At 42.7% G+C, this 26,112-nt stretch carries 31 protein-coding genes, 2 tRNA genes and 1 pseudogene; 19 read left to right on the forward strand and 15 right to left on the reverse strand.

From position 1 onward, the window contains the following. Positions 1-5 precede the first annotated feature (5 nt). Positions 6-572 (reverse strand): hypothetical protein, encoded by a 567-nt coding sequence (locus IV45_RS00520; protein ID WP_057739595.1) that lies wholly within the window; start codon positions 570-572, stop codon positions 6-8. A gap of 201 nt (positions 573-773) precedes the next feature. Between IV45_RS00520 and IV45_RS00525 the strand changes: the two genes are divergently transcribed. The 3 genes from IV45_RS00525 to IV45_RS00535 are packed head-to-tail and all read left to right on the forward strand — an operon-like array spanning position 774 to position 4,993. Continuing rightward, entirely contained in the window at positions 774-1,700 is a 927-nt protein-coding gene (locus tag IV45_RS00525; protein WP_057739596.1) for an AraC family transcriptional regulator, read from the forward strand. Next, positions 1,690-3,750 (forward strand): beta-glucosidase family protein, encoded by a 2,061-nt coding sequence (locus IV45_RS00530; protein WP_057739598.1) that lies wholly within the window; start codon positions 1,690-1,692, stop codon positions 3,748-3,750. The genes IV45_RS00525 and IV45_RS00530 overlap by 11 nt, the downstream gene beginning before the upstream one ends. A 13-nt stretch (positions 3,751-3,763) precedes the next feature. Continuing rightward, positions 3,764-4,993, forward strand: a complete 1,230-nt coding sequence (locus IV45_RS00535; RefSeq protein WP_057739600.1) for an MFS transporter — start codon at positions 3,764-3,766, stop codon at positions 4,991-4,993. A 145-nt stretch (positions 4,994-5,138) separates the two neighbouring features. Here the strand turns inward: IV45_RS00535 and IV45_RS00540 are convergent, their stop codons facing one another. From IV45_RS00540 to IV45_RS07710, 7 genes are all read right to left on the reverse strand, one after another. Then, the gene (locus IV45_RS00540; RefSeq protein ID WP_057739602.1) at positions 5,139-5,438 is read right to left on the reverse strand and encodes a type II toxin-antitoxin system RelE/ParE family toxin; all 300 of its coding nucleotides are present in this window, start codon (positions 5,436-5,438) and stop codon (positions 5,139-5,141) included. A 2-nt stretch (positions 5,439-5,440) separates the two neighbouring features. Continuing rightward, entirely contained in the window at positions 5,441-5,698 is a 258-nt protein-coding gene (locus tag IV45_RS00545) for a type II toxin-antitoxin system RelB/DinJ family antitoxin (protein WP_057739603.1), read from the reverse strand. A 210-nt stretch (positions 5,699-5,908) separates the two neighbouring features. Further along, positions 5,909-6,355 (reverse strand): hypothetical protein, encoded by a 447-nt coding sequence (locus IV45_RS00550; RefSeq protein ID WP_057739605.1) that lies wholly within the window; start codon positions 6,353-6,355, stop codon positions 5,909-5,911. Between the two features lie 180 nt (positions 6,356-6,535). Further along, complete coding sequence (locus IV45_RS00555) at positions 6,536-7,624, reverse strand: site-specific integrase (protein ID WP_057739607.1); 1,089 nt, start codon at positions 7,622-7,624, stop codon at positions 6,536-6,538. Positions 7,625-7,871: 247 nt separating this feature from the next. Continuing rightward, positions 7,872-8,792 (reverse strand): DUF5067 domain-containing protein, encoded by a 921-nt coding sequence (locus tag IV45_RS00560; protein WP_057739609.1) that lies wholly within the window; start codon positions 8,790-8,792, stop codon positions 7,872-7,874. Positions 8,793-8,802: 10 nt separating this feature from the next. Next, positions 8,803-9,162 (reverse strand): hypothetical protein, encoded by a 360-nt coding sequence (locus tag IV45_RS00565; RefSeq protein WP_057739611.1) that lies wholly within the window; start codon positions 9,160-9,162, stop codon positions 8,803-8,805. 49 nt (positions 9,163-9,211) lie between these two features. After that, positions 9,212-9,769 (reverse strand): helix-turn-helix domain-containing protein, encoded by a 558-nt coding sequence (locus IV45_RS07710; protein ID WP_083487226.1) that lies wholly within the window; start codon positions 9,767-9,769, stop codon positions 9,212-9,214. Between the two features lie 117 nt (positions 9,770-9,886). Here IV45_RS07710 and IV45_RS00575 point away from each other — a divergent pair, with 117 nt between their 5' ends. The 12 genes from IV45_RS00575 to IV45_RS00630 all read left to right on the forward strand — a co-directional run bounded on the left by IV45_RS00575 (position 9,887) and on the right by IV45_RS00630 (position 16,852). Further along, positions 9,887-10,072 carry a helix-turn-helix domain-containing protein gene (locus IV45_RS00575; RefSeq protein ID WP_057739613.1) on the forward strand — a complete coding sequence of 62 codons (186 nt, stop codon included), beginning with the start codon at positions 9,887-9,889 and terminating at the stop codon, positions 10,070-10,072. Between the two features lie 12 nt (positions 10,073-10,084). Next, entirely contained in the window at positions 10,085-10,729 is a 645-nt protein-coding gene (locus tag IV45_RS00580) for a BRO-N domain-containing protein (RefSeq protein ID WP_083487214.1), read from the forward strand. Between the two features lie 9 nt (positions 10,730-10,738). Further along, entirely contained in the window at positions 10,739-11,023 is a 285-nt protein-coding gene (locus IV45_RS00585; RefSeq protein WP_057739615.1) for a helix-turn-helix domain-containing protein, read from the forward strand. Positions 11,024-11,215: 192 nt separating this feature from the next. Beyond that, positions 11,216-11,404 carry a hypothetical protein gene (locus IV45_RS00590; protein WP_057739617.1) on the forward strand — a complete coding sequence of 63 codons (189 nt, stop codon included), beginning with the start codon at positions 11,216-11,218 and terminating at the stop codon, positions 11,402-11,404. Beyond that, entirely contained in the window at positions 11,405-11,707 is a 303-nt protein-coding gene (locus IV45_RS00595) for a hypothetical protein (RefSeq protein WP_057739619.1), read from the forward strand. Positions 11,708-11,881: 174 nt separating this feature from the next. Next, the gene (locus IV45_RS00600) at positions 11,882-12,091 is read left to right on the forward strand and encodes a hypothetical protein (RefSeq protein ID WP_057739621.1); all 210 of its coding nucleotides are present in this window, start codon (positions 11,882-11,884) and stop codon (positions 12,089-12,091) included. Beyond that, positions 12,082-12,576: a hypothetical protein gene (locus IV45_RS00605; protein ID WP_057739623.1), complete on the forward strand. Its 495-nt coding sequence runs from the start codon at positions 12,082-12,084 to the stop codon at positions 12,574-12,576. Before IV45_RS00600 ends, IV45_RS00605 begins: the two co-directional genes overlap by 10 nt. Beyond that, entirely contained in the window at positions 12,551-13,321 is a 771-nt protein-coding gene (locus IV45_RS00610; RefSeq protein ID WP_057739625.1) for a bifunctional DNA primase/polymerase, read from the forward strand. The genes IV45_RS00605 and IV45_RS00610 overlap by 26 nt, the downstream gene beginning before the upstream one ends. Then, entirely contained in the window at positions 13,318-14,922 is a 1,605-nt protein-coding gene (locus IV45_RS00615; RefSeq protein WP_235807640.1) for a DNA primase family protein, read from the forward strand. Before IV45_RS00610 ends, IV45_RS00615 begins: the two co-directional genes overlap by 4 nt. Before the next feature lie 292 nt (positions 14,923-15,214). Continuing rightward, on the forward strand, positions 15,215-15,604 hold the full coding sequence (locus tag IV45_RS00620; protein ID WP_057739626.1) for a hypothetical protein: 390 nt from the start codon (positions 15,215-15,217) through the stop codon (positions 15,602-15,604). Between the two features lie 69 nt (positions 15,605-15,673). Further along, entirely contained in the window at positions 15,674-16,075 is a 402-nt protein-coding gene (locus IV45_RS00625; protein ID WP_057739629.1) for a hypothetical protein, read from the forward strand. A 411-nt stretch (positions 16,076-16,486) separates the two neighbouring features. After that, positions 16,487-16,852, forward strand: a complete 366-nt coding sequence (locus IV45_RS00630) for a hypothetical protein (protein WP_057739631.1) — start codon at positions 16,487-16,489, stop codon at positions 16,850-16,852. Between the two features lie 513 nt (positions 16,853-17,365). On the opposite strand, the pseudogene IV45_RS08075 reads toward IV45_RS00630, so the two are convergent. From IV45_RS08075 to IV45_RS00650, 4 genes and pseudogenes are all read right to left on the reverse strand, one after another. Continuing rightward, positions 17,366-17,461, reverse strand: a pseudogene (locus tag IV45_RS08075) (IS30 family transposase); the annotation flags it as partial. Between the two features lie 214 nt (positions 17,462-17,675). Next, positions 17,676-19,178 carry a glycosyltransferase family protein gene (locus tag IV45_RS00640; RefSeq protein WP_057739634.1) on the reverse strand — a complete coding sequence of 501 codons (1,503 nt, stop codon included), beginning with the start codon at positions 19,176-19,178 and terminating at the stop codon, positions 17,676-17,678. An 879-nt stretch (positions 19,179-20,057) separates the two neighbouring features. Continuing rightward, a tRNA-Glu gene (locus tag IV45_RS00645) sits at positions 20,058-20,130 on the reverse strand. Positions 20,131-20,189: 59 nt separating this feature from the next. Then, a complete protein-coding gene (locus IV45_RS00650; RefSeq protein ID WP_057739636.1) occupies positions 20,190-20,519 on the reverse strand; it encodes a hypothetical protein in 330 nt (109 codons plus the stop codon). 123 nt (positions 20,520-20,642) lie between these two features. Between IV45_RS00650 and IV45_RS00655 the strand changes: the two genes are divergently transcribed. From IV45_RS00655 to IV45_RS00670, 4 genes are all read left to right on the forward strand, one after another. After that, a tRNA-Gln gene (locus IV45_RS00655) sits at positions 20,643-20,715 on the forward strand. Positions 20,716-20,794: 79 nt separating this feature from the next. Then, a complete protein-coding gene (locus IV45_RS00660; protein WP_057739638.1) occupies positions 20,795-21,658 on the forward strand; it encodes an aldo/keto reductase in 864 nt (287 codons plus the stop codon). Positions 21,659-21,794: 136 nt separating this feature from the next. After that, positions 21,795-22,496 carry a M57 family metalloprotease gene (locus IV45_RS00665; protein WP_057739640.1) on the forward strand — a complete coding sequence of 234 codons (702 nt, stop codon included), beginning with the start codon at positions 21,795-21,797 and terminating at the stop codon, positions 22,494-22,496. Between the two features lie 39 nt (positions 22,497-22,535). Continuing rightward, positions 22,536-23,450 (forward strand): DMT family transporter, encoded by a 915-nt coding sequence (locus IV45_RS00670; RefSeq protein WP_057739642.1) that lies wholly within the window; start codon positions 22,536-22,538, stop codon positions 23,448-23,450. 46 nt (positions 23,451-23,496) lie between these two features. On the opposite strand, the gene IV45_RS00675 is transcribed toward IV45_RS00670, so the two are convergent. The 3 genes from IV45_RS00675 to IV45_RS00685 all read right to left on the reverse strand — a co-directional run bounded on the left by IV45_RS00675 (position 23,497) and on the right by IV45_RS00685 (position 26,087). Further along, positions 23,497-23,703, reverse strand: a complete 207-nt coding sequence (locus IV45_RS00675; protein WP_057739644.1) for a hypothetical protein — start codon at positions 23,701-23,703, stop codon at positions 23,497-23,499. Positions 23,704-23,705: 2 nt separating this feature from the next. After that, positions 23,706-24,587: an ROK family protein gene (locus IV45_RS00680; protein ID WP_057739646.1), complete on the reverse strand. Its 882-nt coding sequence runs from the start codon at positions 24,585-24,587 to the stop codon at positions 23,706-23,708. Positions 24,588-24,728: 141 nt separating this feature from the next. Next, positions 24,729-26,087: a glucose-6-phosphate isomerase gene (locus IV45_RS00685; protein ID WP_057739648.1), complete on the reverse strand. Its 1,359-nt coding sequence runs from the start codon at positions 26,085-26,087 to the stop codon at positions 24,729-24,731. Positions 26,088-26,112 lie beyond the last annotated feature (25 nt).

The raw sequence follows: 26,112 nt of genomic DNA on the forward strand, positions 1-26,112 counted from the left end.
AATAATTATTTGTATTGGTTAGTGGTAATGTCCAACTTGTGAACTGCATTGGTTTGTGGGTTGTATTGGTACAAGCCCTTCAAGTTAGCAACGTTTTGGTCTTGGTTGGCACCCGTGTGACGAACTTCAACTTGGTAGTTGCCGTTGCTTTCCTTGGTTACCATGTAGGCGTCACCATTTTCTTGCTTCAAGCCGCTGGCAGCCAAGAATTGATTCAGCACGCTAACCTGCTGGGCTGGAGCTTGCTGATGCTTTGCTACCCGAGAGCTTTCACTCACAGCACTGCTTTGCGTAACACTTGCTGGTGCTGCTGCATTGTAACGTGCGGCTGAGCTCGATGATGCAGCCTGGTGTTGATGACTCTCACTAACTGCCGAGCTGCTGGAGCTAGAACTCTTTTCAGATGAAGCAGCACTCTCCTTGTGTGACTTGTGATTATTACTTTTGACAACCTTTGTTGATTCAGCTTTGTGTGAACTCGTTGTTGTTGCCGTGCCGAAAGCACAGCCACCGAGGAGGAAAGCGGACATCAATAAAACTGTCCCGGTAATTAACTTCTTTTGTGCTTTCATAATAATCCCTCCTCAACCTATGCCAGTTGATTAATCATTTCTTTTACATTTTCATTGTAACCCCAATGTAACATTTTTGAAACATGCTTATTAAAATTGTAACTTTTGATTTGGCATTTTATTTTCAGCATTCTGGCACTGACCCACTATTTTTATCGTTTATAATGAAAACGCTTTCGAAAGCTAGGAGGCGATGAATTAATGCAATCTGACTTAGAAATGATCGATTTCAATTCTGAACTACCAGTCAAATCATTTGTGACCTCAATCGTACAAAGCAAACTCCATTGGCATTATGCGTATGAGTTATTACTAGTGCTCAAAGGTAAATTACAAATCTTTGCTGGAAAGAAGTCATTTATTCTGACCGCTGGTAATTTGTACCTTTTTAATTCGCGAGAAATCCATGCCATCCATGGAAACGCATCAAATATCGTTGCAATTATTCAAATCGATAATAGCTTAGTTGAACGGGCTGAGAAGAATCGTTGGCGCTACCATTTCTACCTCAATTCACAAATTGATGATGAAAGGCCACACCATTTTTCAAGACTTCGTTCACTAATTGCCAGTCTGGTGCTTTCTTCAGATAAGCAATCACTGCCATCCTATTATCTGATACGTGGGCAACTAATGATGATCATTGCTGCCCTCTTCCAAGATTGTGTTTTTGATAAACAACCTAATAAGCCTGAAGATACTAATACTTTAGACGATACAATCCGCTTTGTTGATCTGTTACAGGAACACTTAGCGGTGATTGATCCCATCGCCTTTCTAAAAGAGAAAACCAAGATGGATCCTAATGTAATTGCCAGTAACATAGAGCGCAACTTAGGCCAGACAGTCAATCAATTAATGATTCAATTACGCGTTCAAAAAGCAATGCATTTGCTAAGAACCAGTAATCAACAAATCGACTACATTATCGATATTTGCGGCTTCAGCTCCCGACGGACATTTTATCGTGAATTCAAACAGACAGTCGGGGTCACACCGCTGAAATACCGTCATGGCAACAATCAAGAAATTCATGATACTAAGATTCGCGGTTACGTTAGTTATGACAATGCTGAAGCAATTCAATTACTTAAAAGATTGAGAGATGAAATAAACAATGAAAATTGATCAAAAAATTCGTATGCAAAGCGATCAACGGGCGCGTCAGATCGTCAGCAAGCTGTCGTTAGCTGAAAAGGTTGAACTAATGAGCGGCAAAATGACTTTTAAAGAAGTACGCGGAGCCATTAAAAAGCAGACTGGTGAGCACTATAACCAGTTCCCTTATCCTGCTGGCGGCAATGTTAAGGCAGGAATCCCAGCAATGCGCTTTGCTGACGGACCGCGAGGCGTTGTCTGCGGAATCAATCACAGTACGGCATTCCCAGTTTCAATGGCGCGCGGAGCAACATTCAATCCTCGCCTTGAAGAACAAGTTGGTGCTGCCATGGGCGCTGAAGTTGCTGCTTATGGTGGCAATTTGTCGGCTGCTGTCTGCATGAACCTTCTATATCATCCGGGCTGGGGTCGTGCTCAGGAAACTTATGGTGAGGACACTAACCTCATTGGGACAATGGCCAGTGCGTTAGTTAACGGCATTCAAAGCCAAGGAGTCATCGCCTGCCTGAAACACTTTGCTTTTAACCAGATGGAAAATGCCCGTTTTAAAGTCAACATTACCGCTGACAAACGGACTGAACAGGAAATCTTCCTACGTCATTTTCATCAAGCAATTAAAGCTGGGGCAGGTGCAGTAATGACTGCCTATGACAAATATCAAGGCGCCATGTGTGGAGAAAATAAGTATCTCCTCACCGACGTCTTGAAGAAGCAATGGGGCTTTGATGGTTTTACTCTCAGCGACTTTGTATGGGGCGTTAAGGACACTATTAAATCCGCTTTAGCCGGCGAAGATATCGAAATGCCATTAACTAAGTATTATGGCGAAGCATTAGTCAAAGCCGTCCAAGATGGACTGGTGCCGGAAGAAAAGATTGACGACTCTGCAATTCGGATTGTACGGACGCTTTTGGCATACCAGCCTTACTTGAAACACGTTGATTATGAAGTTGCTGGCTCACAAGCTCATCAACAGTTAGCACTTAAGGTTGCGCACGAATCAATCACCTTGTTAAAGAACAACCAACAATTGCCATTAAAAGAGGATGGCCAATCAATTCTGGTTTTAGGCAAATTAGCCGAAGCGGACAACTTAGGTGATCGTGGTTCTAGCCAAGTCTATCCGCCTCGAGTTGTTAATATTTTGGATGGTATTCGCCACGTTGCCGGTAACAATATTCAACTCAATTATTACAACGGTGAAGACCTCAATCATAGTCAACAGTTGGCCGCAAAAGCCGCTCATGTCATCTTAGTGGTTGGAAATGACTATAACGATGAAGGTGAGTTTGTCGCTCAGGATGCTAAGGATAATTATCTAGGCGCTCGTGGTGGTGACCGTAAAAATGGACTGGGCCTGCATGAACATGATGTTCAATTGATTTCTAAAGTCAGTGAAGTTAATAGCAATAGTTCAGTCGTTCTCATTGGCGGAAGTGCAATCACAGTCAACAGCTGGAAAGACAAAGTCGCCGCTATCATCGACGCTTATTATCCCGGTATGTTGGGTGGAATTGCTGTAGCTGACGTGCTTTTTGGCAAAGTAAATCCAAGTGGTAAGTTGCCATTTTCGATCGTGAAAGATGAAAAAGACTTGCCAGCAATCGACTGGGAAGCCACTGAACAACATTACGGCTACTTTAATGGCTACCGCCTGTTGGATCACAAACACCACCAAGCTGATTTTCCATTTGGCTTTGGTCTCTCATATACCAAGTTTAAATTTGATCAACCTCTTGTTTGGCAAGACGACCAACAAATCAAAGTTGCCGTTCAATTACATAACTGTGGCGACCGTTATGGTCAGGAAGTTATCCAGGTTTATGCCGGTGCTCCAGATTCAAAAGTTATGAGAGCCAAGAAGTCGCTGGTTGCTTTTGCCAAAGTTGGCCTACAACCAAGTGAAAAACGGACTTTCACTCTAAATATTCCGTTGGCCAATCTTGAATGGTTTAACGAAGATCATAATCAATTCGAATTGGAACACTGTACCTACCGCTTTTATGTTGGTTCCTCAAGTGCTGATGATGACTTATTAACCACTGATATTAAACTTTAAGGAGGAAAGAAAGATGAATAAAGAAGAAAGCGAACACGCACCTTTTCGAGTAGGAGTCGGGCTCTTTGTCGGTGTAATGTCATGGATCCTTCCCTACATTGGCGTAAATAACACCCTGTTACCCGCAAAAGTACAAGCTATTGATCCCAGTGGAAAAGTCCAGATCATTGCTGAACTGGCAACTATGTCCATGATTGTCGCTGCCATTGCCAATGTTGTCTTAGGTGCTTTATCTGACCGTACTCATACACGTTTAGGTAAGCGTACTCCTTGGATTATCGGCGGAGAAATCGTCTCAATGATTTGCTTTGCCCTTCTGACCACCGTTAACAGTATTGCCATGCTCTTCCTGATCTGGGCAGTCTATCAGATCGGTCTAAACGGCATTGTTGCTCCCTTAATTGCCATTCTTTCCGACATGGTTCCTAAGAAATTTAAGGGTACAATTTCATCATTCTATGGGATTGCAATGTCAATCGGTAATCCGCTGGCCACGATTATCGCCGCACGGTTTATCACTAGAATCAACGTCGGGCTTTGGAGCTTGTTAGTCCTTCAAGCCATCTTGACCGTTATCTGCCTGCTTTGTATTCACGAACCCAACAATCTTCATGAACAAAGTAAACCATTGCACGGCCGTGAACTTCTGGAAGCATTTATTTTCCCACTTCATGGTGATATTCGTGATTTTTACCTTGCCGTCTTCGGTAAATTATTCTTTGTTGCTGCCCACTTTGTGATTGTGGGTTACCAACTTTACATTTTTACTGACTACATGAAATTAAACCCTCACCAGGCTGCTGGTAGTCTGTCAATGATGTCAACGTTCCTGTTAATTACGGGTCTGATTTTTGCTGCTGTTTCTGGCCCAGTTGCTGACCGTATCCACAGCATTAAAAAAGTCGTTGCCGTTTCAACCATTTGCCTTGGTGTTGGGGTATTATTCCCACTCTTTGACCCTGCCCCATGGACAATGTTTGCTTATGCCATCATTGGCGGATCAGCCATTGGAATTTATAACTCAGTCGACCAAGCCTTGAACGTTACGGTGTTGCCTAACAAGAACAATGCCGCTAAAGACTTAGGTATCATGAACTTAGCAAATACTCTGGGACAAATTTTAGGACCAGTTGTTGCTTCCATCACGATTACTAGTCTGGGCTACCATGCCATTTTCGCCGTTGCGGGCATCATGTGCCTGTTTGGTGCATGTCTGATCATGTTAATTAAGAGTGTTAAGTAGTTATTTAAGGTCATTATTGAAAAAAACGAGCTCCACAAAAGGGGCTCGTTTTATTTGTCTATTTGTATTCATAGTGAAAACAGCATTAGTAGATCAGCCTACTAATGCTGTTTAACAGTCAACTGAGGAAATAATGGTATCAAAATCATTTGAGCAAATGATCATGATCACCGGTCTTAAGTAAATCAAGAATGTGTAAATTAAGTTGACCATTACGAATTTGATAAATCATGATCCAATTATCGTTGTATGAACGATCAACATGAAGTTCGCGCAAGTTCTTGTATTTTCCTTTCAGCTGATGGTCCTTATGTTTATGAACTAATTTCTCAGTATTACCACTAACAATTAGCTCAATCACATGCTTAAGCCTTTCCATATCATAATGCTTACGCTTAAGTCTCTTAAAGTCGCGTTTAAATTCGGCAGTTCGATTAATTATCATTGTTAATCGTCCTTGCTATTTAAATCTTCAAACAACTTATCAACAGATTTAAATGATTTATAATCACCGTTTTTCAGCTCTTGTAAAGAACGTTCAAGTCCAGACTCATTACTTAATTCAAAAGGGATGCCATTTAACTTAATCACTTGTTTTAAATAGATTTTAATTCCAGTTGAGAAGTCCATCCCTAAATCATTAAAAATTTTTTGTGCATCGTTTCTAGTATTTTCATCTAAGCGAATGCTATAGGTTTTCGTCATGATATCACTTCCCATCTCACATTATAGTACAATACACATACACTGTATATACAATGATGGCAATTCACATGGTGAATCTATAATGATAGCTTAAATTCACAAAGAGTTTCCTTTACTAGTTTTCTTTTCAGTAAGTAAATGTTCATATTCAATCAGAATACAGTTACTGATCTTTTCTAACTTAATTTTGTTAATGGTAAGAAAAACAGTTTATTTAAACGGATCTTTTCCCTGTTGCAACATGATTGTATCCTGTATTTCACCTGATGACTTCATGTTGTTTGGTACAGATTGAACAGCTTGCTCCGGTGACATTCCATAATGGTCCGACAAATATGCTGCTGGTGATTCCCCATAGCGATTCACAAAATCATGCAGGTCGCTAGCTGGAGGTAATTGTCCGTTAGCAGATGCTTGTGTCTGCTGGCCATTATTGTTCGGTTGCCGACCTTGTGAACTATTTGTTCCATTGGCGATGGATGAACTGCTATTAGATTGTTTTTTGCTATTAGCTTTCTTTTTCGACTTTTTATGGTGCTTCACAACCTTGGAAGTAGCGTTCTTTCTTGAACTTCCCTTCTTGCTCGAAGAATTACCACAAGCCACTAATGAGCAACCAGTTAGCAAAACAGTTAAAATCAACCCAAATTTTTTCATAATTGTTTTCCATCCTCTTTTTGACAAAAAATAAAAGTTGACGCATTATTTCACACGTCAACCTTTAAAAAATGTTGTTATATCAACGTTTAAAGTTAATACCTATCACCCGCACGGGGACAACAACCCCTTGATATATCAAGGCTTAGCGCTGTTTTTTCCGCACTTTTTCCGCAGCTTTTACAGTTGGGCCAGCTTGTCGATGATTAAAGTATCATTCTTTGCCTTATACTCATCAATCAAATATGAGTATGTGTTTAGCGTTACGGTAATGTTAGAGTGACCTAACCGTTTACTAATAGCATAAATGTCCACACCCTGCCCTAATAAATAGGCTACATGAACATGGCGCAATGAGTGAAAATGAAATCCTTGCTTTTCTATCTCGCAATCACTCATAATAGAGCGTAAACACTTATTAAGAGCGTTGCTAGTTGGTATCGTACCTAAGCTATTTTGAAATACCATAACGCTATGATTGGCTTTTAAGTCTGCTAAATGTTTGAGCAATTTCCGGTTAACCTTAATGGTCCGGTTACTTGACTCTGTTTTAGTGGGCTTAAAAGCCTTTTTCTTTTCGTCCCAGGACTTGTTGACTTTGATGGTGGAATGCAGAAAGTCAATGTCTTTCCACGTCAACGCCTGGACTTCACTTTTTCTCATCCCCGTGTAAATCGCCGTTAATATCATGTAACGGCTTGTATTATACCGGTTCAGCTTAGCTAACACAGCAGTTTTAAGGGTGGCTAACTCATCATTAGTTAAATACTGGACTTTAACTTTTTTATCACGGTTATAAGTCACCGTGACGTTATGGGTAAAGTCCTTAGTGATAACATCATCGTCAATCGCATAACTAACCGCTGTTCTGATAGCACCATTTAACTTGCTGACTGACTTATAAGCATGGTTAGCACCATACCAGTTAATAAAAGCCTGGTAGTCTGACCGCCGTATATCACGTAAGCGGGTATCTTTCCAATACTCGGTAATCATCTTTTGCATAATTCGGTACTGATTACGGGCGCTAGCGCTTTGAGCCTTGCTAGCCTTGTACAGCTTAAACCAGCGTTTGAAGTATTCGGCTAGTGATACATCTTTAAGCACCACATTAACCGCCGCTAATTCTTTTTCTAATTTATCGGCAGCCGCCAACGCTTCCCGCTTCAACTTAAAACAACCAGCTGACTTTTGCCGCCGCTTACCGTCCTTGTCTCGCCACTCAGCAACGCCGTAGTAGCCGTTTTTGCCTTTTCTCGTATAACTCATGTAAATACTTCCTTTCGTCCGCACAGCTCCCCAGCGTGGCTAATTGAAAGGACGTTTTTATGATGAGTGGGCCAGCCCGGACGTGTACCCGGTCTAGTCCATGATATGAAAATAAAGTAGTGTTAACGGTGCTTTTATGAGTGGTGATAACAGTAGCATAAAAATTAATCTTTTAACGCATTTAAACGCTTTTAACGCAATTAACATCCCCCACTTGTGGGGATGATTACCACAAGCTACTTATATATTACTGTGACCCTGCCCCATAGATGGCATTAACTTTAGATTGCATATTAGGGTCTTGTTGGCCTGTGGGACTATTTACAGCCCATTCGGTAAGTTCACCTTCACCGTTATCTCCAACAAGCATATCGTAGTTATTATCACCGTCATTAAAGTTTTGATGGTGAAAACTATGGCCATCAATTACGACTTTCCCATCGTCTTTTTTATCACTGCTTTTTGAGGAACTATCTGAATTACTTGTAGCAGTCGAAGAACCACCGTTTGAATCGTTATGACCACTTGCTACTTGTTTATCATCATTGGAAATGGTGTCTTTTGATGAGGCGTTCTTAGACGATGTTTTTATCTTGAATTTATATTTATGTTCACCAATCGAGTTACCGCTATCGTCGTGTGCTTTTAAAACAACGGGCCGCTTGGTACTTTTTAGTATAGCAATGTACTCACCACGAGCATGACCACCCTTATTAATTTCCTGGTTCATTTCATCGCTTATTGAATCAGGAACATCCACTTCATCGACGAGCTGGTTCTGTGTGTTTCTATCAGGCTGGCAAACATCAAAAGTTCGCTCCCATGCGTCTGCCGCTGACATATTTTTAACCGACTTATTATAGGCCGTATAGTCAAAGATTATGCATTTATCACCATCATTATTTTCACCAATTGAAACTTTTCTAATCTTAATAGAGTACTTAGGAAGTTTAGCAGTGTGTCCATCGAAACTACCTTTTGCTTTTGAAATATCAGTAATTTTATCGGTATCACTAGTAGTGGTGTTTGATGATTTGGTGCTTCCGTCATCGAAAATAGCAGTAATGATAATTCCGCCAATTCCAATGACAAATGCTGCGATAATTACCCATCCCCAAAATTGTTTATACCAAGCAGTAGGAGCGTTCTTATATCTATCTGACCGCATATCATTCACCTTATTTCTTGTTGTTATCTTCTAGTTTGTGCCAGGCAAAGAATACGATACCAATGATAAACGCTAACCATGACCAGATAATTAGGTCTTTGTAGATACCAGCGTTGATAATACCGAGCAACCAAGCAACCAGCATCATAATCATAGAAGCAATGTCAGGGCCAAAGTTATCTTTATTGCGTGTAACGATGTAGACAATGCCGGACGCAAGATAAAGCATAGCGACAATTAATCCTGCCGTACCTGCGTGGCCACCGGATTGGACGAATGCTTCACTCATCCCGGCCATTACCGATTGAATAGCGATAAAGAATGCTACAACAATCATAATGATTCCTACTACCAATTTCGTTGTTTTCATTATTTATTCCCCCAATAGCTTTTAACGTCAATCACGCTTGGACGTAACACTAATCAACAAATAGTCCATTTATTTTATTAAGTACTTGTAATAATTCTTTTTGATTTCCTGGACAAAATGTTGGAACGCCAGATGATATAAGTGGTTTTTTCCCAAGAAGAACATATGATAAATTACCGATTAATTTATAGAACTCTTTTAGATTCTTCTTACGTGTTTCACTATCACAATTAGCATTAGCATACGGCAGAATATTAGTAATAAAACCAAGCAAGTTACCAATAGCAATTGTTAATTCATCCTGTTCAGCATTAGTAAGATTAGTCTTATTGTTTTCAAAATCTAATATCCTCATTAAACTTTGACCGTAGACATTACTTTTAGAAACAATCTTTGATACATCAAATCCCTGTAAATAAGTAACCGGAACATCAAAAAAATCAGCCAATTTTAACCACGTTTCTAGTTTTGGCTCACGTTTTCCGGTTTCGTACCGGCTAATCGTATTGTTACCAACACCGATAGCGTCGGCAACTTGCTGTAAGGTTAGCCCCTTTTCTTTCCTTAGCTCCGCAATTCTATTGTGGGGCTTTTCGTTTTTACTCATATATATCACCCAAACAAATTTTAGCACTTATTCTCCCACTTTGGTATAAAATCATTGACATTCCCAAAATGGGAGAATAATATTATTACCGAAATGGGAGAAAAGGAGGCGGAATTCATGACCGAGTATTTAAGCTACCGGGAAGCAATGAACTACATGGGCTTCAAAACCCAAGACACTTTGCGAACCTACATCAAGCAAGGCTTACCCACCATTCAAGTAGGCAAGTCCAAGCGCATTAGCAAGTCTGACATTGACGACTTCATGGCTGCTCATCGTGTAGTAGCAACGCAGGACAAGTAAGGGGATGAATTCATGACTGAAAAGGTTATCGAAGAAGCAGCAAAGGACAAAGGATTAATCATCAAGATTGAGCATTGGGCCGGTTTCCCTATTCGTTTTGTCCAGATTAACGATGATTGGCCGGTAGTAGCTCAAGACGTAGCAGCAGCTTTGGGTTATTCAGATGCTGAACACCTTACCCGGCGGATTCCTGCTAAATACAAACTAACCCCCATTTTGGGGGTTAAGGCTCAAGGTGGAAAAATCATTCTGCTAACTGAACCAGGTATCTATAAAGCCGTGTTTGGTAGTCATAAACCCGAAGCTGAACAATTTCAAGATTGGGTTTACAGCGTTATCCAACATTTACGTAAACAAGCCGGTTTGCAAGGCTACCAGGCTTTCAGAATGCTAGATAAGCAAATTCAGCAGCAGGCAATGGCCCGGCTGGACGCTTACAACAAGGTGGACTATATCAAAGCCAACACCATTGCTAACAAGGCAATCGCCAACAAGTACGGTTTGCCAAAGATGATTAGCAAACGGGAAATGACCCCAGAAATGAAAAGAGCCCGCCCGGCCGTTCTAAATGACGTGGTGGACTTAATGAATATTAAAAGGCGTTTCGGCCTTGATTTCTCAGTATCGCAAACCATTTACAGCAAGTTAAAAAAGTGAGGTAGCAGCATGGACATTGGATTAAACCTACCACCAGAGCTGGAAACGTCAATCAACGCTACCGTTTCCGCTGCTGTTAATAAAGCTGTCGAGAACACGAAGCGGGCCAATAGTTACCCGCCGTATATGAACCAACGGCAGGCTGCTAAATACCTAGGAACATCCCCCGCTACTGTTATCAGGTGGGAAAGAGCAGACATTGACTTCCCCACCATCACAATCGAAGGCAGCAAGCACTACTGTAAATCATCCCTTGACCAATGGATGAAGTCACAACAACAGCAAAAGAATTAACGCACAGCGCCCCAGCGTGCAATGAGAGGTAATTAATCACGATGAAAGCATTACGCACTATTGATAATCAAATACTGGCCTTCTGGTATACGGAACCAAGTGACCGCTTGTGGGCTTACCTAGCAACGTTTGTACCAGTAGCAGCCTTTATTATTGGCACAGTCGCTCAATTTACTAATTAGGGGTAACGATATGAAGCTAAGTAAGGACGACAAGTTATTAAAGAGTTCGCTTCTTTCTGACATTGAAGGCAATATCAAGACGCTAAATGGCACCGCTAAAACATACACCGACGGTCAAGAGGTTAGCGCCCTCACCTTGATTGATGAAAGTATCCAGGAACTAGCAGAGCTTAAAGACCTATTGAAGGGGGCCAAGTAGATGGAACATTTAGACAAGGACGAGCAGCGAATTATGGAGCTACTACCAAGAGGAATTGATCGACCACGCCCGTTGAAAGAGATTATGAAGATTACGGGTTGGAGCAGCCGCCGGATTCGCTTAACCATCAATCGTCTGATTGTACTTCACCACAAGCCAATCGGAGCGGTATACCGGAAGCCCCATAACGGTTACTTCATTATCACTAACGACGAGGAACGGCAGCTAGCATTGGAACCGCTGGCCTCACAGATCGCTGAATTGAAAAAACGGACACAAATAATCAGAGGCGTTGAGTTTTAGAAAGTAAATGATGATTATGTTTCATGAAATAAAAAAGCCGTTAACGCTGGATAACTACCACATCAAACAGCATTAACAGGCTCACAAATATAGACATAGCGGCAATATGTACCGCCTTGTCTATTCTATCATGAAGCAATTCAGTGGGGGACATCCCCAGAAAGGAATAAGACAATGACAAATAGTAATTACAAATTCATGTTAGCGGACGACCACAAGGGCAACAAGGTACTCGCAGTAATTAAGGGTGATTTTACGGCTGATCTAGTAAGTCAAGCTAAGATCATCGACGATAGCCGTTTTAAGGACACCGCAGACCAGCTCAAGCACATTATTGACGCTTCTAGCGTTAAAGAAATGGATGGTGACAAACCATGCAACTAATCACCCTCACAGCCCCAGACGGGCACCGAGAACGTTGGGAACCATGCTTAGCAGCCAACACCTTAAAACAGCTATACCGTTACCTCATCAACCCGAACCAGGCCACAGTTAGTAAACTAGCCCAACAGGTAGAAGAATTTGTAGGAAATGACCCGGCACGAGTACGTAACGCCCTCGTCTACGCACAATCGGTCCAGAATGGCCTATTCCACAAACTGGCCCTAATCAGTAACAACGGTGAACGCAGTATGGCCAGGATATTCTTCCTACTACGTTCACTGGACAAAGACACAGGCATTCACCGCAATATTTACGACCGCCCGGCAGATGATAATCCAATGATCGCCGTTATTCAGCAAGTGACGAACCGGGACCAGCGGACCATTAAAGGACTGGCCGCCCTTGCCAAGCTATTTGTTGATGGTCAACTTAGTTACGACAGTTTGGGGATGAACGACAATGAGCAAGTTACAGAGTGCAATTAGATATGCAAAATTAGGGTATTCAGTTCTGCCAATGAACTGCAAGAATCCCCTAATCAAGTTCGCAGGCCGCCCGACACTCACTACCGACCAGATAAAGGAATACTGGACTAAATACCCTACCGCCAATATTGCATTACGTACTACCAGTTTTTTCGTGGTAGATATTGATACGAAGCAGGCACATGGCAAGGACGGAATGAAGTCCATTAAACAGTTACCATCTGGCATCATCTTGCCCACACGGACACAAAAAACAGCAAGTGGTGGTTATCAAATGTTTTACATGAAACCACCAGACAGCCAATTAACGCAGGCAATTGGTCTGCTGCCAGGCGTTGACATCAAGGCACACCCTAATAATTACGTGCTAGTGCCACCGTCAACAACAGAAAAAGGTGTGTATAGGTGGCTTAACGCTACCGCAGCAATAAAACAGCCAAGTCAAACCCTATTAAAGATGATTTATAACCACCATCCTACCGTGAGAGAACCACGCCAGGCTAGTTACCATGCAAAAAAGAAATGGACCGGAATGGTGCTAGACAACATCGTTACAGGAGCGCCAGAGGGTTGTCGCAATGATTACCTAACTCGCTTGTGTGGGCAGATGATACACGCAGGCGCAGAGAATGAAACCGTTTGGATATTGCTAAACTATGCTAACCAATTCAATACGCCGCCGTTGGATGATACCGAAGTTGGTAGGATTGTTGCCAGCGTCTTAAAAGAGGAGTTGAGAAAGTGAGTAAGAAAAGACAAGCACTAGACCCCAATAATCCAGTAGTAAAGAAATTAGGAATTAATGCTTTATTTCGTGACCTTGACCAACAACGTAAGCAGGAGACACCGCCGCAATCTATGAAAGAGTTAGAACAACAATTACAACATGATGGCCAAAAGTGGCGAGATAAGCATAAAAAGGAATTTAAGAATGGCAACGTTAAGGTATTTCACCCCTCACCACGTATAGTAGCGGACATATTAGAGCGTCACCTAAATTACGGGATAATTGCCAATGATGATGAAGAAATGGAGCATGGCCAGGTTTCATTTTATGACCTAGACAGTGGCACATATAAAGAAAGCCGCCGCTTATTGAAAAAACTAGCTACTTGTGTGGAGCGGACCCTAACCACTCGCCAACTAAAAGAAGTTATGAACTACTTATTCCTAGATAGCCACCGCCTTATGGAAACTCGCAGTAAATGGCTTATTCCCGTTAATAACGGTGTCTTTAATCAGCATACCCACCAATTAGAGCCGTTCTCGCCTAAATACGTATTCAGACATAAGATCATGACCAACTATAATCCCAACGCAACAGAGCCATCATTCAATGGCTGGAGCTTGTCGGAGTGGTTTCACCAGATCGCAGGCGATGACCAGGAAAAGTTATTGCTATTGTGGCAAACCATTTCAGCCGTTGTTAATCCTAACCTAACCACTGACGTTGCTATTTTTCTGGTAGATAGTGGACAAGGCCGCACCGGAAAAAGTACGTTTGAACGGTTGCTAGAGAACCTGGTAGGCGCTGGTAACTACGGCTCATTGAAACTAAAAGAGTTTGAAGATGATTTCAAGCTGGCCAGTGCAACTGGTAAGGCCCTACTAATCGGGGATGATAACAATCCCAATGACTATAACCGCACCAGCGAGAATTTTAAGAGTGTGGCCACTGGTGAGAACGTCCTCATCAATCCTAAAGGACTAGCCCCGTTTAACTACCGTTTCAATAACTTTATTATCCAGTCCATGAACGGCATCCCCCGTTTTAGTGACACCACAGACGCCCTTTTTAGGCGTTTCCGGGTAATCGTATTCAATCATCAATACGAAGCTACTCCAGCCAATAAGCGCATCAAGGATGAATACATCAAGGACCAGCGGCTGCTGGAGTTCGTATTAAGAAAAGCCCTTAGCATGACCCCAGACGTGTTACAAGACACCGCAGAAAGTCGGGAGATCATTAAGGACATCAAAGAGGACAACGACAGCGTAGATCATTTTATCGAGGAGTATTTGCCAGAGCTGGAAAGCACTCGTATTCCCGTCTCATTCCTATTTAAGTTTTTCCTAGCCGCTATGGACTTTGAGAACAATCCACAGAAGATTAAACAGAATACATTTACCAGAAGAGCCAAACCACTAATGGCCAATAAAGGGTGGGAATACTTGAGAAATAACTTAGCACCACTTACTTGTTGGAATAATAGCGATATAGATAAACTGGACCGACTAGATATTCACTATAAATATGGAGTTAAAGTTAATCCAAATAAGTACCAACCGCTTTTTTTAAAAACCAACAAAGAGAATAATAAACCGACAAGAAAACAAAATGATTGAGTATGTGTTGGTTTCTGAATTACTTGATACATAAGGATTGGCTTACTAAAAACCAACATACCAACAAACCAACATAGAAATATTACATATAAAAGAAAGCATCCCAAAATACGTGTTTTCTCTTTAAAAGAGATTTTTCTTAAAACATTTGTTGTTTTGTTGGTAATGGTTAGTTAATCCATTCGTATCAAGGGGTTGAGTTACCAACAACAGATACCAACAGTCATTTTGTAATTGTTAGTTGTCGGTATAGGCAGATTAGACACCCTATAAAAAGAAAGCAGGTGTAAGCATGGTTAAACAATTGAGCAGTAAACAATTTAATTCCTTACAGCAGAAGATCGGTGCTGAACGAAAAAACACCAATGTTTTGTATGTTCAGCTCAACGAAACAGTTGGCGCTGGCCTGGAGTATTACACCGACACCGGAACATTTGACCTAGATATATTGGAGCTGCCACTAGGGGATAGCAGCAAGTGCCTGGCCCGTTACTCACACAGTTACCCACCGTGTTTAGTTCCGACTGTTATTAGATTGTTACGGCAGTACGTAGAGGCACACGGTGGCAACTTTGAACACGTGAGAGAATATGAAGCCAATTCAAACAAGGGGTTCGCTGATTACTTCCAGGACAAGACAAGCATCCCCTATGCTGACCTGGTGGACTATGAACCACGTTAAAAGCATATTGGCCACACTAGAAAAAGACATTCAGATTTTTCATGCACTAAAAAGAGAGGACGAAAAATAATGAAATTCAATATCAAATATCCACCACTCATTGAACAGTCGTATAGTTTCATGATCGCCGCTGGCATCAAGGCAACTAAGGACGCCGTTTATAGAAACATGGTAGCTAGTGATTTGATTGATGAGAACGGCAATCCCACACAGAAAGCAATTGACGAGGGATTAATCGAAGTTGCTGGTGATGACCTCATCAAACAATTTAAGGCAACTAATCCGGTTATAAGCAGCATCCCTAATCAACACTTTAAAGTTCAAAACGGCCGGGTGTTGATGGATTGCTACGCAGTCAAGGCAGCAGCTACCACCGTATTAAATGACCCTACAGCAACGCCAGAACAGCATGACAGCGCACAACACTTGCTGGACCAGGTAAACAACCTGGACCATAACGAATGGCACTAACTAGACCGACGAAAACTAACACCCCCAAACCGTTGTTATATCAACAATAGTTTGGGGGTGATTGTAGCTTTTCGTCGGAAGAGGACCAGAATTGTAGTTATTTTGGCAGCAAGATACACTAAAAATATAGATCATATGTTCTATATACCTAATCACGTTTAAAATTAGGCCAGTTTTAGGCCGCTTAGTTAGCAAGTAACATAATTAATCATTCAATACTTAAAATTGATTAGACGGGCTTACAAGGGAAAATATAAATATATAGCAAAATGGAGATGGTTTAGTGTTTATCGCATCATGTTTGTTAATTGTGAGCATTGTTTGTGGTCTGGCAAGTCTTATCGCTGACATTACGGTTATATGGCTATTCACCCACTACATGAAAGACCAGAACAAGGGGGATGAAACTAAATGAGTTGGTATCGTGGACGATATGTTTTCACTAAACGGAACCTGGCACAGTGGATGGCAGCAAGCAACAAGGATTACCATTTTAGAGTTCGCCACAAGGACCAGGCAGACAAGACGGTGGTTAGTTTCGTGTATTCAGACCAGGTGAAGAAAGACAGGCGGTTATATTGCGCTTGTCGTGTCCTATATGACCATTACCAAGAATATTGCCAGCAGCAGGAGCTAACCCCACTTAACAATCACAATTTTAAGCGCAACATGGAACTACTAGGGTTCATATATCAAAAGCACCACCGCTTTTATGTTGGTTATTACGGTAACAAGGTAACGACTGCATACAAAAACATTGGAATTGTTAAACAATAAATTTTCCATAGGGTGTCCAATTTATTAAAGCCTCTTAAACGCTGATATAACAGCAAGCTAATATGTTTTTATTGCCCAATATTGTACATTGGTGGGGATGTTTGTAGTTATAAGAACGTTAACAAAACCTAACCTTTTTTATTGATTCGCAGTTAAAGCACTAATTAAACTAAATCGGAGTTGGTAACATGATTTTATTCTTTGATAGCACCTACTGGATTTATGAGTTGTTAGCAGTAATCGCAGTAATTATTATTGCTTTACTGGTTATTAAGTACAGGCACTAGAACCTTACAAAACCTAACCTTCTTTATTGATTCGTAGTTAATTGTTATTACTTATGAGTGATTAGCTGTAATCATTGATACAATAACGTTTTACGTCAAAACAAGAAACAACAAAGAGCAATGATCGCCCCTCTTTTGCTATCAAAATAGAACATACTAAAAAGCCCCCGTTTTCTTTCAACGGGGGTTAGTTTATGGCAGATTGCAAGAAATAACTTGAACGAATTTAATGACGTAAATTAAGCAGGAAGCTCTCGATTGGTATGCGCCAGTTAAGACATTTAGGTGGCCGGGAATTCAGATACCAATTGATTTTAATAACGGTTTCCACTTAGCAAGAATCAGTGCCACCTTACCAGAACAACAAGTGAGAACTAAAATTAGGGCAAAGATTTCAAGCGAAATAATGACGCTAAGGACAACATGCGAATAGGTTAATAAAGTCATCCCAATCGCTAGCGTTATCCAGCTCATATTTTCCATCTTTTTTTCACTTACTCTTTTTCCTCCTTATTTCTTTAGCGGTACTTCGCGTATTAAATATTTCTGTGCTTAAACCGACCTAAGGCTCTAATCATCAGGATTATTTTTTGTATACCAATCCCAGCCAAGAGTAAAATAAAAGGCAAAAATTGGATAACATAGCGGCTTCGGCCACCTTCAAACAGCAATAAAAATAAAGAAAAGCCAACAACTGCATACTTTGCCAATAAAGCAATAAAATGAACATCATTTACCGTAAGGAGCATCGCCAACAACGTCCCAAGCCAGACCAACTGAATTAAAATTTTAACTGCATTATTAACGACTGGACTTCCACTAGCGAAGAAAAGCCGTTGTCCCAAGCTCTTTGGATAGTTCTTAAATGGTTTCAAGAAGCCACCCTCTCCTCCCCATGCAAACGTTCCGTCGGCAGTATTGACGACCTGTTTCTTAATTAAGAATTTCTGGTAACCGACCCAGCCCATCCTGATTACTCGTTGTTCCCAGACTTTAGTGGCCACGGCACTCCGTTTACCAGGATCTTTGATTGCCTCATCCCGCTCTACGTCAGCAAGAGCATAACCACCATTCCCAGTAGCACCCATCGCAGCAAAGTGCATCATCGGCAACGCCTTGCGTTGATCAATTCGGACATATGAATTATGCTGCTGGTATGCTGAAAAAACCAGTAGCATAATTAATGGAATAATCACTATTACCACAACCGTTCCTAGCAATTGCTTATCAAGATTGTGCCAACTAACACTAACTAGTGCAACGATTACAAAGGCTATATAAGTTATTACTAGGGATGGTTTAATTAGATAATCCAGCCCTAGTAAAAACCCGCTCAATGCCGCATAAGCATACTTTGTGCTTATTGATTGGCTACTGAAAAAGCTAATTAACGCTGCCAAGGAAAAGACCGTTAGCGCAAAAGCGGGAATATCGCTATAAGGAATCACAGCCCACGGCATAATTCCCAATAAAACCACTCCCAGCACGAAAGCAGTTTTACCAACCCGCTGTGTTAAATACTTTTTCCCCAACCAATAAAGCGTTAATAGACTCGAGTCCAATAATCCATAATTAATAAGGCCTAACGTAACAGTTAAGATACGTAAACTTGGCTGTCCCAGCCCTTTCCAAATACTATGTTCAATTAGCAATAGAAAAAACGTATTGGGGTTATAAGAGAAGTAGTCTTTGTCGACCCAAGATGCTTTTCCGATCGCCTTGAGCATAATAATTCCTGGATCCCAACCGCAGAAGCCAGACATGTTTAACAATAAGTAAAACTGCCAAAAAAGAATAGCTCCAAGCATAAAATAACGTAAGTAGCGGCTAAACTTTCCGTTAATTGAAAAAAGCGGCTTCTTGTGCCGCACCAAAAACAGCAAAATCAGCATAACAATTAAAATATCCATCATTAATATTCCTGACTTGCTAGCTTCTGCTACATCATTAAGTAACATTGCTGCTGCACCTAGCAAGCTAATTAGCAGCAAGGGAATGAAGAAAATATTAGCCAGTAAATTCATTCTCTTTTTTAACACACTTCATAACTCCCAACTATTTTTATTCTTTGAATAACCACAAACAAAAGTAAAGGAACATCACAAATGACCTATAGACATCTTACCACACGTGAATTAACCCTCATAGCTGATTTTTGGCACCAAGGAACTAAAGCCTATATCGCCAACGAACCCTAGCAGAGCCTAGCATTTCATCCAGAAAAAAGACGGTCCTGAGACCGCCTCTCACAAATCACCATACACATACATTTTAGCATGAAACATCCCCCGCCCCACATTGCTGCCAAGAAAAGCGCACACATTTCAATCGTCATGCACGTAAGCGGTAATTTTCAAAATTTTACCCTAGGGGGGTGACCCTTGCTAACTGCTGGTAAAGCAATATTTGCTAGATACAGGATACAATGAAACATGCCCATTTTAGCACTAAAAAAGGCGGCCCTCACATAGCCGCCTTTTACTGTTCAAAAATTGAACTCACAATAAACCAAATACCCGTTAATTATAGCATGGCAGGTTAACATCCCCCAGCAACTAAAAAAGCCCTCAATCGGTTTTACGGATTGCATGGGCTGAAAATTCTAGCGGGTTGATGGTTAAACACACGGTGTCCCCAACGACCACTATTTTTTCTTTGAGTATACCATCATGCTGACAATCCCGACACCCTAAAAGCAATCGCCAGCAATTAGGGGATGATTTTTCCGCATCCTTTTCCGCAGAGCAAAATAAAAAACCGCCCAAACAGGCGGCCCACGCTGGGAAGAAGCTATTTAGTTTTTCCGCACTTTTTCCGCAGAATTTAAATTAAATACGTTTTTCAGCGTTTCATCAAAATTAAGAATGCCGTTATATCAACATTCTGCAACGCTCAAAAATCATTTAAAAATAAAAAAATCACCCGCCCGGGGATCGAACCCGGAACTCCGCCTTGAGAGGGCGACGTCTTAACCAATTTGACCAGCGGGCAATGAAACCACTTGAATAGTGTACAAGATCCGCTATTCAAAAGTCAAGCACTACTAACGCCTACTCATATGACAATTCGATCAAGTAAACAGATTGGTTCTTCACGTGACTCGTAGTCATCCAAACCTCGTGATAGCCCGGATTTTCTTCCTCGGTCATGTCGTAGAAGTAATCTAACAAATCACCGTTCTTAGCCACAAAATCATGGGACAAACGGTTAACAGACAACCGGTTGATTGGGAAATAGTAATCCGAATCAGAGATCTTAAAATTGTCGGTAATCGTGATCTGGACAGTGTTAGAGTCTCGCGGCACTGTGGCCGTCACTAGCTCTGGGTGATGATAAATTTTTGATAGCACATAATAAAGTGCGTCAGAATTGCTTGCCATAATTCTTTCCTTCTCTCCTATGATATTTTAACAAATTATTCGCGGCTAGAAGAATTTTTGCTGAAATAAAAAATAGGGCTTGCACTTATTATGGCAATACCATATAATAATTAACGTTGTTATTGGGTATTAGCCAAGCTGGTAAGGCAGTGGACTCTGAATCCATAATGCACTGGTTCGAATCCAGTATACCCAATCATTAAGCGTCATGATGCAAGTCATGGCGCTTTTTTTATAATATAATGACTTGTGAATACGAGTTAGGAGGATTTTCTATGACCGATATACGTACTAATTACTTAGATCTGGCCGATGGCAATCGGATTCCGCAAGAAGGCTTTGGTGTTTACAAATTAACCGACCCCGACCAGTTTAAAGAAGCCATTCATACTGCTTATGAATGTGGCTATCGCCTGTTTGATACGGCGCAGATGTACGGCAACGAAGCCGAGTTAGGGGCTGCACTGAAAGAATTAGGCGCTGCACGTGATGACTACTTCGTGACCACCAAGGTTTCAGAAGCCAATCAAGGGTATGAAAAAGCCATCGATTCCGTTAAACAGTCGCTAAAACGGCTGCAACTGGACTATGTTGACCTCTTACTGGTTCACTGGCCGATCCACACCCACTTCTTTGAAACTTGGCGGGCTTTTGAAGAGATGAAGAAGGAAGGGTTAACAAAGTCAATTGGTGTTTCTAACTTTGGTATGGCCCACCTACAGCTGTTAGCAACACAGGCAGACGAAATGCCAGTCTTAGACCAGCTTGAATGCCACCCACGGTTGACCGAAAAACCAATGATTAAGTACAATCAAGAACACCACATTGTGACTCAAGCTTGGGCACCCCTTGGTCGGACAACCGTCTTCGATTTACCTGAATTGAAGGCATTAGCGGAGAAGCACCACAAGAGTGTCGCCCAAATCATTTTACGTTGGCACTTGCAAAACGGAATCAGCTTCATTCCAAAGTCCGCTCATCCACAACGGGTCAAGGAAAATGCCGACATTTACGACTTCTCGTTGAGTCCTGAAGAAATGCAGGCAATTGATAATCTCAACCACAACAAGCGTATCAGCCAAGAACCCGAAATGGTTTACGAGTTTGGTCAACAATACCCTCACCACTTCAAAGACTAATCACATTTAGGTGACTAAAGTTCAAACGACCCCTGACTTTTTCATGTTAGGGGTCGTTTTTATCAAGTCGCTTTTATCCAATTTTAACCTTTGTTTTGCTATACTGGATGTTATCGAGTATTAAAGAGGTGTCGATATGAAGCACCAAAATTGGCTAGAAACCCTAGTCTACCTATGCTTGCTGTGTGCAGGCATCTTCTTTTATCAAAATAACGAAGGCTTTGCCCAAACCGTCGACAACGGCATCAATCAAGTGAGAACGCTGGTCGACCAGGGCGAAAATAAACTCAACGGCAACCACAAAGCGGCCAGCTCATCATCCGCCCCTGCCAACCAGAAACAACAGGTTATCAATGGTTCCAGCAAGTCCGGTCAGGCCCGCTGGGATAAACCATCCGCTACGATTTACGTCAATATGCATGACGACAACCTGCAACAGGCCATGGAAGAGGCCATTCACGCCTGGAATGCAACGGGCGTCTTTCACTTCGAACAGGTGCATTCCGCGAAGGGTGCCAACCTGATTGCAACGGCTGACAACAACAATTCAAACCGGGCAGCTGGTTTAACCGAAATGAGTCAATATGTTAGCACTGGCCGCTTCATTAACGGTCATGTCTATTTGAATCGTGCCTACCTGGATAATCCGATGTACGGCTATGATCACACGCGAGTCGTCAACACCGCCGAACACGAATTAGGCCATGCCATGGGGCTTAGTCATACTAATGAAATCTCCGTCATGCAACCGGCCGGCTCAATGTATAGCATTCAACCGCGGGATGTGGGAGCGGTTCGCGCAATCTACGGTGAAAACAAATCATCGAACCATCAATGAAGATCGGAACAAGTTTGAAATTAAAAAGGGAGGATCGGTATGAAAATTAGCAAGGCAACACTTTGGACCATTTTCGCCATTATGGCTTGTGCTATGTGGGGCATCTCCTCCCTGTTTGCCAAATATATCTTTCAATTAGCACCCACTACCAACGCCTTGTGGCTGACGCAGATTCGCCAATTGATCTCAGGCTCCATCTTGATAATCATCAGTGGTCTTGTTGGCGGCCACCCGCTGAAAATTTGGCATAACAAGCAGCATGCCATCAGTTTAATTGCATACGGCCTATTCGGCATGCTCCCTGTCCAATACTGCTATTTCGTTGCGGTCCAGTTGGGTAACGCTTCGATTGCCACGGTATTGCAGTTCTTGGGTCCCTTCTTCATCATCTTTTACCTGGCTCTGTTCCGTCACCAGCGCCCCCTGCGCATTGAAATCATTGCCAGTATTGCCGCCTTCATTGGCGTGTTCCTCTTGGCAACGCATGGTCATCTCAACCACCTGGCCATCACCCCAGCGGTCCTGTTTTGGGGCCTCTTATCGGCTATCGGTGTTGCCACCAACACGCTGATTCCACAGAAAATGATCAAGGAAGGTTTCTCTTCGTTAACCTTGACCGGCTGGGCCATCCTGATTGCGGGCATTGCACTGACCATCATTCACCCGATACAGCCCTCTGTACCATCAAATCCGAGCTTATGGTGGTCCGTGGCAGCGGTCGTCGTCATTGGGACCCTCATCCCCTTCCAGTTGGCCACCAATTCCCTCAAGTACATTAAGGCAACGACTTTCAGCCTAATGGACGCCTTTGAACCAATCACCGCAACAATCGGCTCGGTACTGTTCTTCAACGTGATGATGAAACCCATCGACTGGTTCGGGTCAATCTTAATCGTCGTTGCCACTTTGGCGCTCAGCATCCCCCTGCCAGCGTTCTTCAAGAAAACCATTTAAAACTAACAAGACGCGATCGTGAAGCCATTTCACAACCGCGTCTTATTTATTTTTGTGACCATAAATACATCAAATAGATCAGGATGCCTAATTGGATGATGCTGTACAATAATGCTAACAACGTTACGTACTGCATCCATGGCAAGACCTGCAAGAAATCTAGCATCGCAAAGACAATGGTCAAGACGATCCACGACACCAACCGCCGCTTCGTTTTGGCGATTGTCCTTTTTATTTCGTCACGGCGTTTCATGATTACCCTTGCCGATCGTAGTTCTTCAAAGCCAGCGCAAAGTTGCCAACCGTTGCTGACCCGTTATTCTTGGCCAACGGCATCGTAATGTACTTGTCTAGTGGACCCACTTCGACATAATCATTCATCAACTCCGCAAACTGTGCACGAACCTTCTTCAGGAACGCTTCACTAACGACGCCACCGCCAAAGACAATCTTGGCCGGACGAATCATCAGGGTGGTATTCAGCGCCGCTTGAGCTACATAATAAGCCATAATGTCCCAAACATGGTCGGTCAAAGGAACGTCACGGCCGCTCTTGCCGCACCGCGCCTGAAAGGTTGGGCCGGAAACCAGGCCTTCCAAGCAATCGCCATGGAATGGACAGATGCCCTTAAAGTCCAGGTCGTCCGGATGGCGTTTCAGGCGAATATGACCAACTTCAGGGTGACCCAATTCGCCCACAAAATGACCATCGATCACTGTACCAGCACCCACACCAGTTCCGATCGTGTAATAAGTCAAAGAATGAATGTGCTCATTAAACAGGGTGGCCAAAATATATTCACCATAGGCTGAGCCGTTCACATCCGTTGTCCAGGAAGTCGGGACCTTCAACGCCCGCTTGATCGTTCCCAGAAAATCGGTGTTGCTCCAGCCCTTCTTCGGGGTATCAGTGATGTAACCGTACTTCGGGTTGTGAACCCGGATTTCAATCGGGCCAAATGACGAGATCGACAAAGCCTTCATTTCCGGAAACTTCTTGAAATAATCAATGCATTTCTGCAAAGTTTCCGCCGGTGTCGTTGTTGGGAAAACCGTCATATCTTGAATTCGATAATCCTCATTACCAATTGCACAGACAAACTTCGTGCCGCCTGCCTCAATACTTCCTAATTGCATGCTAAACCCTCCATCAGCTTAAGAAATCGCTTTCATCAACCATTATGACAACTTTTCCGTCTTTTGACAAGCGTTTATCAATAACTGCAATAAAAAAACTGTGGATGAAGTATCCACAGTTTTTTCAATGTTTATTAGCAACTAGGCGTTTTCGTTCATTTCCTTACGCAGTTGGTCACCAATCTTTTCAAAACCAGGCTTGCCCAGCAGACCGAACATGTTGGTCTTGTATGCTTCAACACCTGGTTGGTTGAATGGGTTGATACCATTCAGGTAGCCAGAGATGGCAATTGCAACTTCAAAGAAGTAAATCAAGTAGCCTAATGTGTATTCGTCTTCACGGTCAATATGGACGGTCATGACTGGAACACCACCAGTTGTGTGGGCAGCCACAACAGCTTGGTAGGCCTTGGTGTTGACCCAGTCCATGTCCTTACCCTGCAAGTATTCCAGACCATCAAGGTTGCTGTCGGCTTCAGGAATGTTGACGTTGTGGTTTGGCGTATCCAGCTTAACAACCGTTTCCATCAGGTTACGCAAACCTTCTTGGATGTATTGGCCTAAGGAGTGGAGGTCAGTGGTGAAGTTAGCACTGGATGGGTAAATACCCTTCTGATCCTTACCTTCAGATTCACCAGCCAGTTGCTTCCACCATTCAGCCAGCATGGTCATGTTTGGCTCATAGTTTTCCAGCAGTTCAGTCGTGAAGCCCTTACGATACAGGATGTTACGGTAAGCTGCATACTGGTAAGCTTCGTTCTTGCTCAAGTCCGGGTTGTCATAGTCATGTTCAGCTTGTGCGGCACCGGCCATCAACTGGTCAATGTCGGCACCGGAAGCAGCGATCGGCAACAGACCAACGGCACTCAGAACGGAGTAACGACCACCAACGCCATCAGGAATAACGAAGGTTTCCCAACCAGCGGCGTCAGCTTCGGTCTTCAGGGCGCCACGCTTGGCATCCGTCGTAGCGTAGATCCGTTCCTTAGCGCCTTCTTCACCATACTTGTCGATCAGACGCTGCTTAAAGATCCGGAAAGCGATGGATGGTTCCGTCGTCGTCCCAGACTTGGAAATCACGTTGACGGAGAAGTCCTTGTCACCGATCAGCTTGATCATGTCGTAAACATATGAAGAACTCAGTGAGTTACCGGCAAAGAGAACCAGTGGTGCCTTCCGGTCGGCTGGATCCTGGGCCTGGTAGAAAGTGTTGTGCAGAAAGTCAACGGCCATCCGGGCACCCAAGTAGGAACCACCGATTCCGATAACAACCAAAACATCGGAGTCTTCCTTGATCTTGGCTGCGGCCTTCTTGATCCGGGCAAATTCTTCCTTGTCGTAGTCACTTGGCAGGTGGAGCCAGTCACGGAAGTCTGCACCAGCACCGGTACCCTTCCGTAATTCTTCATCGGCGGCCGTAACCATTGCCTGCATTTCACCTAATTCATTGGCGTGCACGAATTTCTTCAGTGCACTGCTATCAAAAGATACATGAGCCATTATTCATAACCTCTTTCTAAACTAC

This window comes from Limosilactobacillus secaliphilus, from assembly GCF_001437055.1.
In the GTDB taxonomy this organism is placed as follows: Bacteria; Bacillota; Bacilli; order Lactobacillales; family Lactobacillaceae; genus Limosilactobacillus; species Limosilactobacillus secaliphilus.

Bases quoted from the DNA above. Each gene is read 5' to 3' on its own strand.
- IV45_RS00520 (WP_057739595.1), bottom strand. From the start codon at position 572: ATGAAAGCACAAAAGAAGTTAATTACCGGGACAGTTTTATTGATGTCC.
- IV45_RS00525 (WP_057739596.1), top strand. From the start codon at position 774: ATGCAATCTGACTTAGAAATGATCGATTTCAATTCTGAACTACCAGTC.
- IV45_RS00530 (WP_057739598.1), top strand. From the start codon at position 1,690: ATGAAAATTGATCAAAAAATTCGTATGCAAAGCGATCAACGGGCGCGT.
- IV45_RS00535 (WP_057739600.1), top strand. From the start codon at position 3,764: ATGAATAAAGAAGAAAGCGAACACGCACCTTTTCGAGTAGGAGTCGGG.
- IV45_RS00540 (WP_057739602.1), bottom strand. From the start codon at position 5,438: ATGATAATTAATCGAACTGCCGAATTTAAACGCGACTTTAAGAGACTT.
- IV45_RS00545 (WP_057739603.1), bottom strand. From the start codon at position 5,698: ATGACGAAAACCTATAGCATTCGCTTAGATGAAAATACTAGAAACGAT.
- IV45_RS00550 (WP_057739605.1), bottom strand. From the start codon at position 6,355: ATGAAAAAATTTGGGTTGATTTTAACTGTTTTGCTAACTGGTTGCTCA.
- IV45_RS00555 (WP_057739607.1), bottom strand. From the start codon at position 7,624: ATGAGTTATACGAGAAAAGGCAAAAACGGCTACTACGGCGTTGCTGAG.
- IV45_RS00560 (WP_057739609.1), bottom strand. From the start codon at position 8,792: ATGCGGTCAGATAGATATAAGAACGCTCCTACTGCTTGGTATAAACAA.
- IV45_RS00565 (WP_057739611.1), bottom strand. From the start codon at position 9,162: ATGAAAACAACGAAATTGGTAGTAGGAATCATTATGATTGTTGTAGCA.
- IV45_RS07710 (WP_083487226.1), bottom strand. From the start codon at position 9,769: ATGAGTAAAAACGAAAAGCCCCACAATAGAATTGCGGAGCTAAGGAAA.
- IV45_RS00575 (WP_057739613.1), top strand. From the start codon at position 9,887: ATGACCGAGTATTTAAGCTACCGGGAAGCAATGAACTACATGGGCTTC.
- IV45_RS00580 (WP_083487214.1), top strand. From the start codon at position 10,085: ATGACTGAAAAGGTTATCGAAGAAGCAGCAAAGGACAAAGGATTAATC.
- IV45_RS00585 (WP_057739615.1), top strand. From the start codon at position 10,739: ATGGACATTGGATTAAACCTACCACCAGAGCTGGAAACGTCAATCAAC.
- IV45_RS00590 (WP_057739617.1), top strand. From the start codon at position 11,216: ATGAAGCTAAGTAAGGACGACAAGTTATTAAAGAGTTCGCTTCTTTCT.
- IV45_RS00595 (WP_057739619.1), top strand. From the start codon at position 11,405: ATGGAACATTTAGACAAGGACGAGCAGCGAATTATGGAGCTACTACCA.
- IV45_RS00600 (WP_057739621.1), top strand. From the start codon at position 11,882: ATGACAAATAGTAATTACAAATTCATGTTAGCGGACGACCACAAGGGC.
- IV45_RS00605 (WP_057739623.1), top strand. From the start codon at position 12,082: ATGCAACTAATCACCCTCACAGCCCCAGACGGGCACCGAGAACGTTGG.
- IV45_RS00610 (WP_057739625.1), top strand. From the start codon at position 12,551: ATGAGCAAGTTACAGAGTGCAATTAGATATGCAAAATTAGGGTATTCA.
- IV45_RS00620 (WP_057739626.1), top strand. From the start codon at position 15,215: ATGGTTAAACAATTGAGCAGTAAACAATTTAATTCCTTACAGCAGAAG.
- IV45_RS00625 (WP_057739629.1), top strand. From the start codon at position 15,674: ATGAAATTCAATATCAAATATCCACCACTCATTGAACAGTCGTATAGT.
- IV45_RS00630 (WP_057739631.1), top strand. From the start codon at position 16,487: ATGAGTTGGTATCGTGGACGATATGTTTTCACTAAACGGAACCTGGCA.
- IV45_RS00650 (WP_057739636.1), bottom strand. From the start codon at position 20,519: ATGGCAAGCAATTCTGACGCACTTTATTATGTGCTATCAAAAATTTAT.
- IV45_RS00660 (WP_057739638.1), top strand. From the start codon at position 20,795: ATGACCGATATACGTACTAATTACTTAGATCTGGCCGATGGCAATCGG.
- IV45_RS00665 (WP_057739640.1), top strand. From the start codon at position 21,795: ATGAAGCACCAAAATTGGCTAGAAACCCTAGTCTACCTATGCTTGCTG.
- IV45_RS00670 (WP_057739642.1), top strand. From the start codon at position 22,536: ATGAAAATTAGCAAGGCAACACTTTGGACCATTTTCGCCATTATGGCT.
- IV45_RS00675 (WP_057739644.1), bottom strand. From the start codon at position 23,703: ATGAAACGCCGTGACGAAATAAAAAGGACAATCGCCAAAACGAAGCGG.
- IV45_RS00680 (WP_057739646.1), bottom strand. From the start codon at position 24,587: ATGCAATTAGGAAGTATTGAGGCAGGCGGCACGAAGTTTGTCTGTGCA.
- IV45_RS00685 (WP_057739648.1), bottom strand. From the start codon at position 26,087: ATGGCTCATGTATCTTTTGATAGCAGTGCACTGAAGAAATTCGTGCAC.